General features: G+C 51.9%; 14 protein-coding genes. All 14 read right to left on the bottom strand.

Annotation, left to right across the window (positions count from 1 at the left end):
• Nucleotides 1-12 precede the first annotated feature (12 nt).
• The 14 genes from ACOBQJ_RS05800 to ACOBQJ_RS05735 all read right to left on the bottom strand — a co-directional run bounded on the left by ACOBQJ_RS05800 (nt 13) and on the right by ACOBQJ_RS05735 (nt 14,082).
• The gene (locus tag ACOBQJ_RS05800) at nt 13-1,677 is read right to left on the bottom strand and encodes an FAD-dependent oxidoreductase (protein ID WP_421070784.1); all 1,665 of its coding nucleotides are present in this window, start codon (nt 1,675-1,677) and stop codon (nt 13-15) included.
• 10 nt (nt 1,678-1,687) lie between these two features.
• The gene (locus tag ACOBQJ_RS05795) at nt 1,688-1,966 is read right to left on the bottom strand and encodes an ArsR/SmtB family transcription factor (protein ID WP_421070783.1); all 279 of its coding nucleotides are present in this window, start codon (nt 1,964-1,966) and stop codon (nt 1,688-1,690) included.
• Between the two features lie 195 nt (nt 1,967-2,161).
• Complete coding sequence (locus tag ACOBQJ_RS05790; protein WP_421070782.1) at nt 2,162-2,290, bottom strand: RCKP-type rubredoxin-like domain-containing protein; 129 nt, start codon at nt 2,288-2,290, stop codon at nt 2,162-2,164.
• 2 nt (nt 2,291-2,292) lie between these two features.
• Nucleotides 2,293-2,961, bottom strand: a complete 669-nt coding sequence (gene rpe, locus ACOBQJ_RS05785; RefSeq protein WP_421070781.1) for a ribulose-phosphate 3-epimerase — start codon at nt 2,959-2,961, stop codon at nt 2,293-2,295.
• Nucleotides 2,961-3,845 carry a ribosome small subunit-dependent GTPase A gene (gene rsgA, locus ACOBQJ_RS05780; protein ID WP_421070780.1) on the bottom strand — a complete coding sequence of 295 codons (885 nt, stop codon included), beginning with the start codon at nt 3,843-3,845 and terminating at the stop codon, nt 2,961-2,963. The genes rpe and rsgA overlap by 1 nt, the downstream gene beginning before the upstream one ends.
• On the bottom strand, nt 3,838-5,700 hold the full coding sequence (gene pknB / locus ACOBQJ_RS05775; protein ID WP_421070779.1) for a Stk1 family PASTA domain-containing Ser/Thr kinase: 1,863 nt from the start codon (nt 5,698-5,700) through the stop codon (nt 3,838-3,840). The genes rsgA and pknB overlap by 8 nt, the downstream gene beginning before the upstream one ends.
• 361 nt (nt 5,701-6,061) lie before the next feature.
• Nucleotides 6,062-7,456 carry a peptidoglycan D,D-transpeptidase FtsI family protein gene (locus ACOBQJ_RS05770; protein WP_421070778.1) on the bottom strand — a complete coding sequence of 465 codons (1,395 nt, stop codon included), beginning with the start codon at nt 7,454-7,456 and terminating at the stop codon, nt 6,062-6,064.
• Nucleotides 7,453-8,766, bottom strand: a complete 1,314-nt coding sequence (locus ACOBQJ_RS05765; RefSeq protein WP_421070777.1) for an FtsW/RodA/SpoVE family cell cycle protein — start codon at nt 8,764-8,766, stop codon at nt 7,453-7,455. Before ACOBQJ_RS05765 ends, ACOBQJ_RS05770 begins: the two co-directional genes overlap by 4 nt.
• 67 nt (nt 8,767-8,833) lie before the next feature.
• The gene (locus tag ACOBQJ_RS05760) at nt 8,834-9,547 is read right to left on the bottom strand and encodes a Stp1/IreP family PP2C-type Ser/Thr phosphatase (protein WP_421070776.1); all 714 of its coding nucleotides are present in this window, start codon (nt 9,545-9,547) and stop codon (nt 8,834-8,836) included.
• A complete protein-coding gene (locus tag ACOBQJ_RS05755) occupies nt 9,525-10,016 on the bottom strand; it encodes an FHA domain-containing protein (protein ID WP_421070775.1) in 492 nt (163 codons plus the stop codon). Before ACOBQJ_RS05755 ends, ACOBQJ_RS05760 begins: the two co-directional genes overlap by 23 nt.
• 2 nt (nt 10,017-10,018) lie before the next feature.
• A complete protein-coding gene (locus ACOBQJ_RS05750; protein ID WP_421070774.1) occupies nt 10,019-10,780 on the bottom strand; it encodes an FhaA domain-containing protein in 762 nt (253 codons plus the stop codon).
• Between the two features lie 22 nt (nt 10,781-10,802).
• The gene (gene rlmN / locus ACOBQJ_RS05745; RefSeq protein ID WP_421070773.1) at nt 10,803-11,879 is read right to left on the bottom strand and encodes a 23S rRNA (adenine(2503)-C(2))-methyltransferase RlmN; all 1,077 of its coding nucleotides are present in this window, start codon (nt 11,877-11,879) and stop codon (nt 10,803-10,805) included.
• Nucleotides 11,869-13,245 carry a 16S rRNA (cytosine(967)-C(5))-methyltransferase RsmB gene (rsmB, locus tag ACOBQJ_RS05740; protein ID WP_421070772.1) on the bottom strand — a complete coding sequence of 459 codons (1,377 nt, stop codon included), beginning with the start codon at nt 13,243-13,245 and terminating at the stop codon, nt 11,869-11,871. Before rsmB ends, rlmN begins: the two co-directional genes overlap by 11 nt.
• 36 nt (nt 13,246-13,281) lie before the next feature.
• Nucleotides 13,282-14,082 carry a DUF116 domain-containing protein gene (locus tag ACOBQJ_RS05735; protein WP_421070771.1) on the bottom strand — a complete coding sequence of 267 codons (801 nt, stop codon included), beginning with the start codon at nt 14,080-14,082 and terminating at the stop codon, nt 13,282-13,284.
• Between the last annotated feature and the right edge of the window lie 14 nt (nt 14,083-14,096).

The following is a 14,096-nucleotide window of genomic DNA, read 5'->3' as shown; positions in this document are numbered from 1 at the left end:
TTATATACCTCCTTATTCCGTTTCAAACGGGTAGGCGGCAAGGCCGCCTTCCAGTATACTGACTTTTTCAAAACCCAGTCTCTTTAATTTTAAAAGAGCCAGGTAAGAACGCAGGCCTACCTTGCAGTAGAGGATAATCTCCTTCTTGCGATCAAGTTCGCCTGACCTTTCCAGCAGCCGCCTCAGCGGGATGTTGACAGAGCCGGGAATATTACGTACCATGTATTCTTTATCTGTCGTAACGTCTACCAGCACTGCGCCGGCTTCCATTTTTTCTTTCAGTTCTAGGGGTCCGACTCCAGTGAATTTACCGGCCAGCTTGTTCATCATCACATTGGCTGCCACCGCTGTTGTACTCAAAGCGGTGGAGTAGGGAGGGGCGTAGGAGAGATCAAGCTTGGCCAGCTGGTCGACGGTTGCGCCGAAACTGATTGCAGTTACCAGGATGTCGATAGGTTTGTCGACAACGCCCTCGCCAAAAATCTGCCCGCCCAGGACCCTGTGGCTATCCCGGTCGACTATCAGCTTAGTGACAATCTGACGGCTGCCGGGATAATAATGAGCCCGGTCTGGCGCCGGCACCAGCACTGTCTCCACTTTGTAACCCAGTGACCTGGCGTCTCTTTCTGAAAGTCCGGTTTTAGCTATGTTGAGGGAAAACAATTTCAATATCGAAGTGCCCAGGACGCCCTTCATAGAATCCTCCGCCGCGGCGCCGGCCATGTTTATGCCTGCGACCCGCCCGGTTTTATTGGCTGTTGAACCCATGGGGTACCAGACTGTCCGGCCGGTAATCAGGTTGACATTTTCGGCACAGTCTCCCACCGCATATATGTCATCTATGTTTGTTTCCATTTTGTCATTAACAGCAACTGCCCCGGTAGGCCCCAGCGTTATACCGCAGTCCCTGGCCAGGTCCACATTCGGGCGGACGCCTACCGAAAGGACAACGAGATCGGCTTTTAGAAAGCCATTGTCTGTTGAAACAGCTGCCACATAACCATGGCCGTTGTCTTCAAAAGATTTAACAGCGGTGCCGGTAATGACATTGACCCCTTTTTCAGCCAGGTAATTCTGCACATTTAAAGCAATATCAACATCATGTGTGGGAAGGATGTGGGGCGCCAGTTCAACAACCGTTGTCCAAATTCCCCGCTGGGAGAGGTTTTCAGCCACTTCCAGTCCGATCATACCTCCGCCTACAACCACCGCGTCCTCCACATTCCGTTCAACTAAAAGCTTTTTAACGGCGGTAGCTTCATTAACAGTGCGCACGGTAATGACATTGCCGAGTTTTGTCCCTGCCACCGGTGGAATAAACGGTGAGGCGCCGGTGGCCAGCACCAGCTTGTCGTACACGTAACTCTTTTCTTCTCCAGTGTTCAGGTCCTTTGCCAGGACCGTCTTTTCTCCCGGCATTATTTTTGTAGCTTCGATGTCTGTGATTACTTCAATGCCAAAATCAGCCCTGAAATCTTTTGGCCTCTTGACCAGCAGTTCTTTCTCTTCTTTGATCACATCGCCGATATAATAGGGCAGGCCGCACCCGGCGTAAGACACATGGCGATCTTTGGTCAAAACAACAATATCAAGGTCCGGGTTTTCACGCATCGCCTTGGCCGCCGCCTTGGTCCCCGCGGCCACTCCACCGATAATTACAACTTTTTCAGAATTCATCGTCATCCTCCTATTCATTATCCATCAATATATTGACAAGCTTCCTGACCTGGCTGTTAACCACAGAGTAGCAAATTTCCGTGCCTTTGCGCCTTCCTTCAATAATCCCGTAATTCCGCAAGACGCCAAGCTGCTGAGAAACCGTGGATTGGGGCATCTGCATGCATTCAATAATTCCGTTCACGTTGCACTCGTTTTCTATCAGGCCGTGTACAATACAGAGCCTGGTGGGGTGAGCCAGTGCTTTAAGCATATCCGCCTTTTCTTTATATTCCGCAAGGTCCTTCATTAGATTCCCCCTTCCTTGAGTTAATATAAAATTTATATTATTAATATATTACAATATAACGATATATATGGCAATAAAAAAATTTCTCTTTTTTCTTTTTTTTGTTTCCAGGGGTAAGAATCGACACAAGAACCGTCCCGGTGTGCTTTTCAAGTCGAAGTGCTGCAGGAAACAGTCAGCCTGCAGCACCCGGTATCACTTATCTTTCTTTGGCAGTTCTTCTTTGACGAGCTTGTCTTTTACCGCGCCGCAATTCTTGCACTTTCCCGGTTTGCAGCGGGCTTCCACCACCGTTCCGCATTCGCTGCACTTAAATACTGCCATGTTCAGGCACCACCTTCCGCTGCTTTTTTTAGCTCGCACACCGCCGCTGCAATGTCGCCCCCGCCGAAAATCGCTGATCCGGCCACCAGGACATTAGCTCCGGCTCTCACTACCGAGGCTGCCGTGTCTTTATTGATGCCGCCGTCCACCTGTATCTCCGGGTTTAGCCCTTGCCGCTCAGCCATCTCCCGGACGGACCTTATCTTCGGCAGCACTTCCGGGATAAAGCTCTGACCGCCAAAACCCGGGTTAACGGTCATCAGCAGCACCAGGTCCAGCAGCGGCAGGATGTATTCAATAGTATCAGGCGGGGTCGCCGGATTGAGGGCTGCCCCGGCCCTGATTCCGTTTTCTTTGATTAACGTGATTGTACGGTGCAGGTGACGGACAGATTCAACGTGCACCGTGATCAGATCGGCCCCTGCTTTAATAAATCTTTCTATGTAAAGGTCAGGGTTTTCGATCATCAGGTGGACGTCAAAGCACATCGAGCACTTTTCCCGTAAAGCTTCCACCACCAGAGGACCGACAGTAATGTTGGGCACAAAATGGCCGTCCATAACGTCTATGTGGAGATATTCAGCCCCGGCTTTTTCGACCGCGCTGACATCATCGAGCAGGGCGGCGAAATTGGCTGATAAAATTGATGGCGCTATTTTAATGAGCGGCATTAATGCCTCCTCCTGTCCATAAGCTGCTCCAAAAATTCCAGGTACTGCAGGTAGCGGCCTTTACTGATATTGCCTTCTTCCACCGCTTCTTTGATCGAGCAGCCCGGTTCTTTGTAATGCAGGCAGCCGGTGAAGTAACAATTTGTTTGATAATCACCAATACCGGGAAATAGTCCGGCCAAGTCCTCCGGTTTTATGTCAGGCAGGTCCATACTTGAAAAACCTGGTGTGTCCGCCACGAAACCACCGTCTGCAAGTAGTATTAACTCAATATGGCGGGTGGTATGTTTTCCGCTTTTCAGCCTGGCGCTTACCTCGCCTGTTTTTTGTTTCAGGCCCGGTATTATAGAATTTAATAACGTTGACTTGCCTACCCCGGAGGGACCGGCAAACACCGATATTTTACCGTTCAGAGTTTCCCGCAGAAAGCTGAGGCCTGCACCGGTTTTAGCGCTGGTGACGACCACATTGTAGTTCTCCCGGTACCTTGTCACGAGTTCTACCTGGTCTTCTTTCGTAAGGTCGACCTTGTTAAAACAGATTACCGGCGTAATACCGTTCAGAGCGGCGGTAATAAGAAAACGCTCCAAAAGGCCCGGGTTCGGTTCAGGGTCCCGGAGGGAAAAAACAATTACAGCCTGGTCCACATTGGCCACTGCCGGCCTGAGCAAAGCAGAACGACGGGGCAGTGCCTCCTGAACTATTCCTCCCCTGTCCTGGCCAGGCGCCATAAGCACCCGGTCGCCTACCATCACCTGCTGTCTTAAGTAGCGCAAACGGCCGCGCAGTGTGCATTCCCGCGTGCTCACGCCGTCATGGACATAGAAATATCCTCCATAAGCTTTAACCACAATACCTTCGACAAGGTTATCCTGGTTATTCAAAACTCTGTTCACCAGCCAGTTTCTTATCTATATATACTTGTATAATAGCATTTCCGTAATAGGGCACTTCTTTAACCACTCTTTCTCCGGAAGAGTAAGTGTCAACATGAAAATCGTTAGTCCCTTTGGCGTCCTTTACTACAATTCTCAGCTCGTGATCTCTATTGTCATCAGGTATATTGGCCTCGACCCTGGCTACCCGCCTCGACGGTCCGGGGCCGTTGCTGAGGATTACCTGCACGGTTGACCCTTCCTGGACTTCGGTGCCTTTGGCCGGGCTCTGGCTGATGATCTGGCCGGCAAAATAATCGGCGCTGGTGGCCCTGCCCGCGTTAGGATCGAGCTTCAGCTTTAGTTTGTCCAGTTCAGCCCTGGCGCTTTCAACCGTAAGGCCAATCAGGCTGGGAACCTGCTGGCTCACCGGCTGCGGCCCCTTGCTGACAAATAACAGCACTCCGGATCCCCTGGACAGTTTCGAGCCGGGTTTGGGATCCTGATCGATCACAACTCCTGCGGGAACATCGTTGCTGGTCCTTTCCTGGACCGGATCTGTTACATTCAATTCGTTTTTATTTATCTTGATCCTGGCATCATTTAAGGTAAGGCCTTTTACATCAGGGACATCACGGAGCTCAGGCCCCTGGCTGACTGAAAGCGTTACGGTCCGCGTTACTTTAATCTTTGTATCGGGTTCCGGATCCTGTGAAATAACCATCCCCTGCATGACAGTGGGGTGAGCATTGCGGTTGACCTGGATATGTTTTATGCCCTGTGACTGTAGTATATCCCTGGCGTCCTCCTCTGTTTCCCCCGCGACATCAGGCATGCTTACTTCCGGAACGTTGACATAATACCAGAAAGCGCCGGCGCCGGCAATTACCAATACCAGCAGGACCAGTCCCGCCCAGAATATGAACGGCCTTTTTTGCCGGACAGCTGTTGTGTTTTCAACAGCCGGCCGGGAGTCCTGTAGAGGCCGTACGGTCGGGATAACCCTGGTGGCAAATTCGTCAACTTCTTGGTTTGGCTCGACAACCCCCGAACCTGACAGCCTCTCAAGGTCGGCTGCCATGTCCTTTGCCGCCTGGTAGCGGTCCGTGGGGTTTTTTGCCATGCAACGGTTAATTACCCTTTCAAGCCCTGTTGGAACAGACGGGTTCAGGCTTGAAGGTTGGGCCGGGCTTTCCTGAATATGCTTCAGGGCGACTCCGATAGGAGTTTCTCCCCTGAACGGGAGGACTCCGGTAACCATCTCGTACAATACAATGCCCAGTGAATATATATCGGACCGGGCATCGGCTGTATCGCCTCTCGCCTGTTCGGGAGACAGGTAATGCACCGATCCCACAATAGTGTCGGTCTGGGTAAGAGTAGCGGTCGTCGCTTCCCTGGCTATGCCAAAGTCGGTCAGCTTGGCCCGCCCCCCCTTTGTGATCAATATATTTTGCGGCTTTATATCCCTGTGTACAATATTGTTTTCATGAGCATGCTGAAGAGCTTCACTTACCTGGCGGGCAATCTCGACCGCCCTGTCGACCGGGATAACACCAAGTTCCCTGATCTGGTTTTTCAGGTTATCCCCTTCCACATATTCCATCACCAGGTAGTGTACGTTATCCTCCAGCCCGACATCATAAATACTGACTATGTTTGGGTGGGAAAGGCTTGCTACAGCCTGAGCCTCCCTGCGAAACCGTTTTACGAAATCTTCATCGCTTGTGAATTCAGGGCGGAGCATCTTAACTGTTACCAGGCGGTTTAACAGGGTATCCCGCCCCATGTAAACAATAGCCATTCCCCCGCCGCCAAGCTGCTTTAGAAGTTCATAACGGTTCCCCATAATTTTTCCAATCAATATTTTTCACCTCTATTGTTATCAAAGGAGTATAAAAAGCCTTTTGTTTCCGGATAGAATACCGCGATTTTAGAATGGATAAACCCAGGATTAAATTCTATTAATTATTCTGTATATACAGATTCTTTCCTGCAAGTAAAACTTCCCGCCTATCACATATCTCATTTCATACAATTGGCTATATTGAAAACCAGAAAGTTGCAGGGCCGGATTCATCCGACCATTGTGCGGCTGAAGCCGCACCTACAATTCTCATGTCTAATGCCCCACCACTCACGACCACAAAGCCTTATCAGATAAAATGTCCACAAAGAAAATGCAGTATATTCTCACGACTCACGTCTCACGACCCACGACCCAATCAGTACCCTCTGTTTAAAGCAGCGGATAAGAGACGTCCAGCCGCGGGAGCGGCCACCGCGCCGCCGGACCCCGCGTTTTCCACCAGGACAGCTACGGCTAACCTTGGCTGGTCTGCCGGGGCAAACCCGATAAACCAGGCGTGGGTCTGTCCGTGCGGGTTTTGGGCGGAACCTGTCTTGCCGGCTACCTGTACGCCTGCCACCCCGGCGGCTGTGGCGGTGCCGTATTTTACCGCGTCCACCATGCCGTCCTTAATAGTCCCTGATATCTCCGGCGTCATTGCGTTAAGCCAGCGACGAGCCGACCCCTGCTGCAAAACCTCCCCCATGGAATCTTTTACCGTCTCGATCAGGTACGGGCCCATTATCTCGCCTTTATTGGCAACAGCCGCAGCCACCAGGGCCATATGCAGGGGACTCACCAGCACCTCACCCTGACCGATAGCGCTGCTGGCAAGCTCGGTAGGGATCATCGCGTCAGCGGCGGCCATCGTCCCCGGCCGCACAGGTATGCCGATGCCGGGGTCCTGGTCGACGCCGAAAGCCTTAAACGCCCTGGAGAAGTTCTGCGCGCCCTGGTCCAGGCCTAACTGGGCAAAAGTTGAGTTGCATGATACGGCTATGGCCCTTTTAAAATTAACCTCACCGTGCACCGAGGTGTCATTCAGCCTGTATCCGTTTACCTCGATAAAGCCCTGGCATTTAAATGTTTTCCGGGCGGCATCCGGTTTTGCGGCCAGGGCGCCCGCGGCGGTAACTATTTTAAATGTTGAGCCCGGCGGGTAAGCGCCCTGGGCGGCACGGTTGAGCAGCGGCGAATCTTCGTCCTCGACCAGCTGTGGCCAGAGCTCGTCCAGTTCGTTGGGATCATAACTCGGGTTGGAAGCCAGCGCTCGCACAGCGCCGGTCCTCGGGTCGAGAAGCACGACCGCTCCCCGGCGGCCCCCCAGCAAATCCATGGCCACACCCTGCAGGTAAGAGTCAATAGTAAGCGTTACATCGCCGCCCAGTTGTTCCCTGCCCAGCAGCTTATTAATATAATTCCTGATCCGGTCAGCTCCCTCCATCCCCAAAAGATAGCGGTCGCATACAGATTCAAGTCCTGCCCGTCCATACCTCTCCGAGATATATCCCAAAAGATGAGCTGTTTCGCTTCCCTTCGGATAAACACGTTTATTTTCATCACCGGTTAAATTGGTCTTGGCCAAAACAGCCCCGTTGATGTCATATATAGTACCCCGCCGGACCTGTGCCTCATATTCCTGAAAGCGGCGGTTAAAAGGGTTTGCCGCAATAGCGGAGCCCCTGACGACATTGAGGTATGAAAGGTAAAGCACCAGCACAGTCAGCAGCCCGATAATCAGTATGCCGAGTTTTTTTATGTTCTGTTTCATATACTGTCGTCTGCCTCGTGTGATATATTAAGCAATAACCCGAGCAGGATAAAGTTTGCGACCAGAGAGCTGCCGCCATAGCTGATATAAGGCAGTGTTACTCCGGTTAAAGGCAGCAGCCTGGTCACCCCGGCAATAATGATAAAGGCCTGCAGGCCAAAGAGGGCCGTCAGCCCGGCAGCCGCCAGAGCCGCAAAGTCATCCCTGGCATTTAAGGCTATTTTCATACCCCTGAAAACAAAGATCATAAACAACATTATAATACATGCCCCGCCCAGCAGGCCCAGCTCTTCACAGATAGCCGAAAAAATAAAATCGGAATGGACGAGCGGTATATAACCCGGAAAACCCTGCCCAAAGCCCGCGCCGAGGACTCCGCCGGAGGCGATGGCAAAAAGAGACTGGGTAATCTGGTAGCCGATATTGTCAATAAACGGCCATGGGTTCAGCCATATTGTCACCCTGTCCCGCACATGATCAAATAATAAATAACTTACCGAAGCACCGGCCGTAAAAAGACCCATTCCAAAGAGAACATAAAATATTCTGGCGGTGGCCGCATATACCATGGCCAGAAAAGTGCCATAATAAATCAGGGCGGTCCCGAGGTCGCGCTGAAAAACTAAAAGCAGCAGCGATATGCCCCACATGACGACCAGGGGGACCCACTCCCGCGGCCCCGGCAGGGAAATCCAACCCAGAATCCTGGTGCCCGCGGTCAAAACAGCCCTGTTTTCAGCAAGAAAGCTGGCCAGGAACAGTACTAAAAGAATTTTAACAAATTCTGATGGCTGCAGCTGGAAAAAACCAAAATCAAGCCAGCTTTTCGCCCCGCCCTGCACCTTGCCGAAAAAAATAGGCAGTATCAAAGCTATTAATCCAACCAGCGCGTATATATATTTGTAGTCCCCGAGAAAGCGGAAATCCAAAAGCAGGCGTGATGTCAAGACAAGTGTCCCCAGCCCGATTAAAATCCATATAAATTGACGCATGCCATAGGCCGGGTCCAGTCTGAAAAGAAATACCAGGCCTGTCGAGATAAGTACCGCCGTGATGGGAAGCAAAAAACGATCGCCCCTGTACCCGCTGCGCTTCCAGTAATAATGGACCGCCAAAAAGGCCGCCGCTACTGACAGCCCCGCCGGTACTGCGAGGACGCCGCGTGACCCGGGTACACCGAGGTAAAGCGTCATCATTCCCGCCAGTGAATATAACCCGACAAGAAACAGCAGGTTCCTTTCAACTGTGCGGTCCCCGGCTGATCCCCTGATTTTGGAATGTGGAGCGGCATAATGCACTCCGGCAGACATTTAAAAACCTCCGTTTAGAATGTTTACGTTTTAAAACGACATTTTTGAGGGGTAACCAATCTGCCGCTTAAAATTCAACAAGTATAATCGTAATATTGTCAGCTCCCCCGGAAGCGGTCGCTTTTTTTAGCAGGTCCCTTACCGCCGCATCGAGGTCCGGAGACGAGTTGATTGATCTAAGAAGTTCATCCTGGCGTATGTATCTCGTCAGGCCGTCTGTGCAGAGCAGCAGCAGATCACCTGTAAGCACACTATAGCGGTACAGGTCAACCTCCAGGACGGGCCCTGTGCCGACAGCCCTGGTCAGGACATTCTTTTGCGGGTGGGTGAAAGCCTCTTCCTCTGTTATGCTGCCGCTTTTTACAAGTTCCTGCACCAGTGAGTGGTCTTCGGTCAGCTGAAAAATCCGCTTGCCCCGCAGCAGGTAAGCGCGGCTGTCGCCCACCTGTCCGATTAGAATTTCTCCGTCTCGTTTCAGACAGGCCGTTACGGTAGTCCCCATACCCTGCCACTGTGAATTCCTGGCTGACATCTCAAAAATCGAGCGGTTAGCTTCCTTCACAGATTCAACCAGGGCCTGGTCTGCTTTCTCCCCGCTGTTAATGCGCCTGTCCAGTTCTTGCTTTAACAACTGAAGGGCCATTTTACTGGCGACTTCCCCTGCCTGGTGCCCGCCCATACCGTCTGCTACCGCAAAAAAGCTGCCCTCGGGCGAGATGTAAAGGCTGTCCTCGTTTAAAGCCCTTACCAGACCGGTATCAGTTATATAAGCCCATTTCATGCCCCCACCTCACAAACTGAAAAGTGACACTGCCCACTCTGATCCTGTCTCCATCTGCCAGAACAACGGGCTGTTTCACTTGTACTTCATTTACGAAAGTGCCGTTTGTACTTCCCATGTCTTCCAACCAGTACTGCCCTTTTCTCACAAATACCCGGGCATGCTGATTGGATGCAAATGTATCCTTGATTAAAATATTGCACCCACCGCCCCGGCCCAGCACAATATCCCTGTCTATTAAAAAAGTATCGCCGCACTGAAGATCCGGTGAAGAACTGTTTATTACTACAAGCCGGCTTGCGGCAGTCTCATTTATTTCCTTTTTTTCAGGCTTTTCCAATTGGCCGACCGGATGCGGCGCCTGTTCCGTCAACAGGTCGCTAACCATCCATTTAACCAGCCTGGTTATGAAAATTACTAACAGCAGTAAAAAAGCATAGCGCAGGATTAATAAAAGAACAGCTGACAATTTTATTCCACCTTAAAAGTACATACTGTGGTGCCCAGCGTAACCACGTCCCCGGGCTTGAGCGCCCGTGATGTTACTTTTTCGCCGTTCACCCGGATGCCGTTGGTACTGCCGAGATCGTGTATTGTATAAACGCCCCGGTGCAGGTCAAGGCGGGCATGGCTGCGTGAAATGCTGTCATCGCTGAGTACGATGTCACAGTCTTCACGGCGCCCGATAACCATGGTAACTTTGTTTAAGCTAAATATTTTATCGCGCTCTGGCCCGGCGTCAACCCGGATTTTTGCGTATTGCAACGGCTTTGAATCCGGCGGTGGGCTATCTTTAACCGGTGTAAATCGCTGTGTGTGTTCCAGTGGTTCTGGTACCACAGTGTTCTTTTCTTCCTCAGGCGGAGCCTCGCTGAAGCAGGACTCCACTACTATGCTCCCCGTGGATATGTTGTCGTCAGTAATGAACTTTACCAGGGGCCGGCCCGCCAGGGAATACTTTTTTTCCTCAGCCTTGTGGCTAACATAATCCTGCAGTTCCCTTGCCAGAGCGCCGGAAAAAGCGGAAATGCTTTCCCAGTCGGACTGGTGCAGAAAAACGGTATACTCATTCGGTACATATATGTTGCTGATGCTTACACGCCTGTTGTCCCTCATTTCCCTGGCCAGTTTCTTTGCAATATCAACAGGCTGGACCCGCCCGCTGAAACTGTCCTTAAAGAAACCTTCAATATATTTTTCCAGGCTTCCTTCCAATCCAGAGAACATTCCCATGCTATACACCTCCAAATTGGTGTCAAGTCTCGTTTAATACGCGCCGCCTCAGCTGCCCGCAGGCCGCTTCTATGTCAGCCCCAAACTCCCGCCGGACAGTTGTTGTTATCGCATTTCGCTCCAATATGTTTTTAAACAGCTCAACCTGCTGTTTTGACGGCGGCTTTATGCCTCTTTCAACAACCGGGTTGGCCGGGATAAGGTTTACATGGCACAACAAACCGGTCAACAGCCCGCACAACTCCCGCGCGTGCTCCGCGGAATCATTCACCCCCGCGATCAGCGCGTACTCAAACGATACCCGCCGCCCTGTCTCCCGGGCATATTCACGGCAGGCGGCTATCAGCTCAGGCAAAGGGTACTTCCTGTTAACAGGGACCAGGTAGTCGCGCAGGCTGTCGTTTGACGCGTGCAGCGACACAGCCAGGGTGAGGGGAAGCCTTTCCGAAGCCAGCCTTCTGATACCCGGCGCCAGCCCGCAGGTAGATATCGTGATATGGCGGTACCCGATGTTTAAACCATAGGTTGCCGCAATATTTTTGATGAAGGTAAGTGTAGCGCTGTAATTATCCAGCGGCTCACCGGACCCCATTATCACCAGGTGGCTTATTCTCTCACCTCTGTCCTTCTCTATGCCAAGCACCTGGTCGTAAATCTCCCCGGCGCTCAGGTCGCGCACCAGGCCGCCCAGGCCCGAAGCGCAGAGACGGCAGGCGTACCTGCAGCCGACCTGTGTTGATACACAGGCGGAGGACCCATAGTCATGTTTCATATAAACACTCTCTACAACCTGGCCGTCAGACAGGCCGAAGAGGTATTTCACAGTATCTCCCCGTTTTGATTGCAGCCTGGCCTTGATCTCAGGCGCGCTGATCCGGGCGACGGTATCCAACCGTTCCCTTAACTCTCTGGACAGGTTAGTCATTTCCTGGAATGAGGCGGCCCCTCTTTTAAAAATCCATTCGGCCACCTGCTTTGTCCGGTATTTTTCCACGCCCAGACCTTTTATGAAATCCTCCAGTTCGGGGCAACTCAAATCTTTTAAATTTACCCTTAATTTTGAATCATGGGCTATAAACTCTTTTGATTTATTCTCCATTGACTTTTCCAATCCCTTTTTTTCTCATCCGGGCTATAAAAAAGCCGTCCGTACCATGGCGGTGAGGCAGCAGCTGGAGGTAACCGCGGGCCATGGTCCTGTCAGCATCCAGGCTCCCGGGAAGCAGGGGCGTCAGGTCCTCCAGCGCGAATTCAGGATGTCCGGCCAGGAAGCCCTCCACCTGGCCCAGGTTCTCTTCAGAAGTAATGGTACAGGTGCTGTAAACCAGTACTCCGTCTTCCCTGACACATCGTGATGTGCTGTCCAGGATCTCCGCCTGCAGTTTTACCAGTTCGGCAATTTGTCCCGGCTCCTTGCGCCAGCGCGCGTCAGGCCGGCGTCTCAGTACCCCCAGACCGGAACACGGGGCGTCTACCAGGACATAGTCAGCGCTGTTATAAAGCTTTTCCGGCATCCTGGCGGCGTTGCCGGCAATTTCCCGGATAATGTTTATACCCAGGCGGCCGCTGTTTTCTTTAATCAGGTCCAGCTTGTGCGGGTGGACGTCAACTGCGATAATTTCACCGCGGTTTTCCATTAGCTGGGCCAGGTGTGTGGTTTTGCCCCCCGGTGCGCTGCAGGAATCAATAACCTTTGAGCCAGGTTCCGGGGTCAGAGCCCTGCCGGCCAGCATTGAGCTCTCGTCCTGCACCTGGAACAGGCCTTCCTGAAATGCCGTTATCGAACCTATGGACAAAAACCCTTCGATGACAATTCCTTCGGGAGCGAAGTCCGTCTCTTTCGCAGCCAGCCCTTCTTTAACGAGCCTCTCAATAAGTTCGTCCCTGGTAATCTTTAAAGTGTTGGCGCGGACCGTATTCGGCGGCGGCATGTTATTTGAAGAGCAGAGAAGTATAGTGTCTTCCTGGCCGAATTCACTAAGCCAGCGTTCCACCATCCAGGTTGGGTGTGAATATTTAATTGATATGTGCGCGACAGGGTCGTCAGCCAGACCGGGGAACTTTATTTCAGATAACCGGCGGGAGATGCCCCGCAGGACTCCGTTGACAAATTTCACCGAGCCCGGATGCCCGTGTTTTCTCGCCATCTCAGCCCCTTCGTTGCAGGCCGCGGATGCGGGCACCTTGTCCATGTACATCAGCTGGTATACACCCAGCCTGAGTATATTGCGCACAGGGGCTGTCTGAGCGCTTAAAGGCTGTTTTACAAATTGCCCCAAAACCCAGTCGATTGTCTTCAGGTAACGCAGGGCGCCGTAAGCAAGTTCAGTGGCAAAAGCCCGGTCAAGCTTACCGGGCCGGTATTTCTCCATAATCCTGTTTAAGGCCAGGTTGGCGTACGAGCCTTCACCTTCAACCGCCTTTAATACTTCCAGGGCAATTTCCCTTGCCGATATTTTAGACACAAACCCACCCTTTCCCGCTTGTTTCACAAGTAAACATTAATGGCTGCAGGCTAATGTTTCATATTCTTCTTCATTGATAAAGAAACGGACTGCCTCTTCCACATCCGGTATTTTGATGCTGGTATTGAAGCAAGGCCCAAAAGGACGTTCATTTGTGACCCCGAGCACAGGGATCGGGTTTGTATCCTGGATGCCGCTGGTAAGGTCGCGCTCACAGGCTATGGCAACTATCGCGCGGGGCTTGTATTCCTGGACGTATTTTCGGGCCAGGGTGCCCCCTGTGGCCATGCCGATCTTGATTCCGCAGGAATCCCTTAATTCCAGCAGGTCGTTGACCGGACACTTTCCGCAGCGGTGGCAGTTATCGATGTTTACCGTGATTTTATGGGGGCAGTCGCTGTTCTGCAGGCAGTGCGGCACAAGCAGCAGTATTTGAGCCGGCTTCAGCTTGAGGGTCCTTGACCTGACAAGGTCGTTGTTTACCTCGACAAACGAACTCTTTATTTTCCCACTGTCTATGTGAAAAATCCTGCCCATAACAAGGACCAGGGGAAAAAACAGGTTCACCGCGATACGCATCGGCCCGTGAAACGCGGTAATATCCTTCGAGTACAGAATGGTCAGCACAATGCCGCCTATACCGAAAGCGGCTATGACCGTGCCGCCAACCAGCAGGCCGGCCAGGCTTATAAGCAGTATCTGGTCAAATAATGTCCTTGAAGGGTTGACCGCTAAAAACCAAATTCCCGCAAGCAGAGCTCCCGCCCCAAGCACGCTTAAACCTAAAAGCCCTACAAACAGCCTCTTGCGCACGGGAATAAAATTTTTAACGCTCACCGGGATCTCCTCCA

Source organism: Pelotomaculum propionicicum, assembly GCF_048984525.1.
GTDB classification, from domain to species: Bacteria; Bacillota; Desulfotomaculia; order Desulfotomaculales; family Pelotomaculaceae; genus Syntrophopropionicum; species Syntrophopropionicum propionicicum_A.
This window is presented reverse-complemented; position numbering and strand designations above follow the sequence as displayed.

Excerpts from the sequence above, each read along its gene's own strand:
- ACOBQJ_RS05800 (WP_421070784.1), bottom strand. The coding sequence starts at position 1,677 with ATGAATTCTGAAAAAGTTGTAATTATCGGTGGAGTGGCCGCGGGGACC.
- ACOBQJ_RS05795 (WP_421070783.1), bottom strand. The coding sequence starts at position 1,966 with ATGAAGGACCTTGCGGAATATAAAGAAAAGGCGGATATGCTTAAAGCA.
- ACOBQJ_RS05790 (WP_421070782.1), bottom strand. The coding sequence starts at position 2,290 with ATGGCAGTATTTAAGTGCAGCGAATGCGGAACGGTGGTGGAAGCCCGC.
- rpe (WP_421070781.1), bottom strand. The coding sequence starts at position 2,961 with ATGCCGCTCATTAAAATAGCGCCATCAATTTTATCAGCCAATTTCGCC.
- ACOBQJ_RS05770 (WP_421070778.1), bottom strand. The coding sequence starts at position 7,456 with ATGAAACAGAACATAAAAAAACTCGGCATACTGATTATCGGGCTGCTG.
- ACOBQJ_RS05765 (WP_421070777.1), bottom strand. The coding sequence starts at position 8,766 with ATGTCTGCCGGAGTGCATTATGCCGCTCCACATTCCAAAATCAGGGGA.
- ACOBQJ_RS05760 (WP_421070776.1), bottom strand. The coding sequence starts at position 9,547 with ATGAAATGGGCTTATATAACTGATACCGGTCTGGTAAGGGCTTTAAAC.
- ACOBQJ_RS05750 (WP_421070774.1), bottom strand. The coding sequence starts at position 10,780 with ATGGGAATGTTCTCTGGATTGGAAGGAAGCCTGGAAAAATATATTGAA.
- rlmN (WP_421070773.1), bottom strand. The coding sequence starts at position 11,879 with ATGGAGAATAAATCAAAAGAGTTTATAGCCCATGATTCAAAATTAAGG.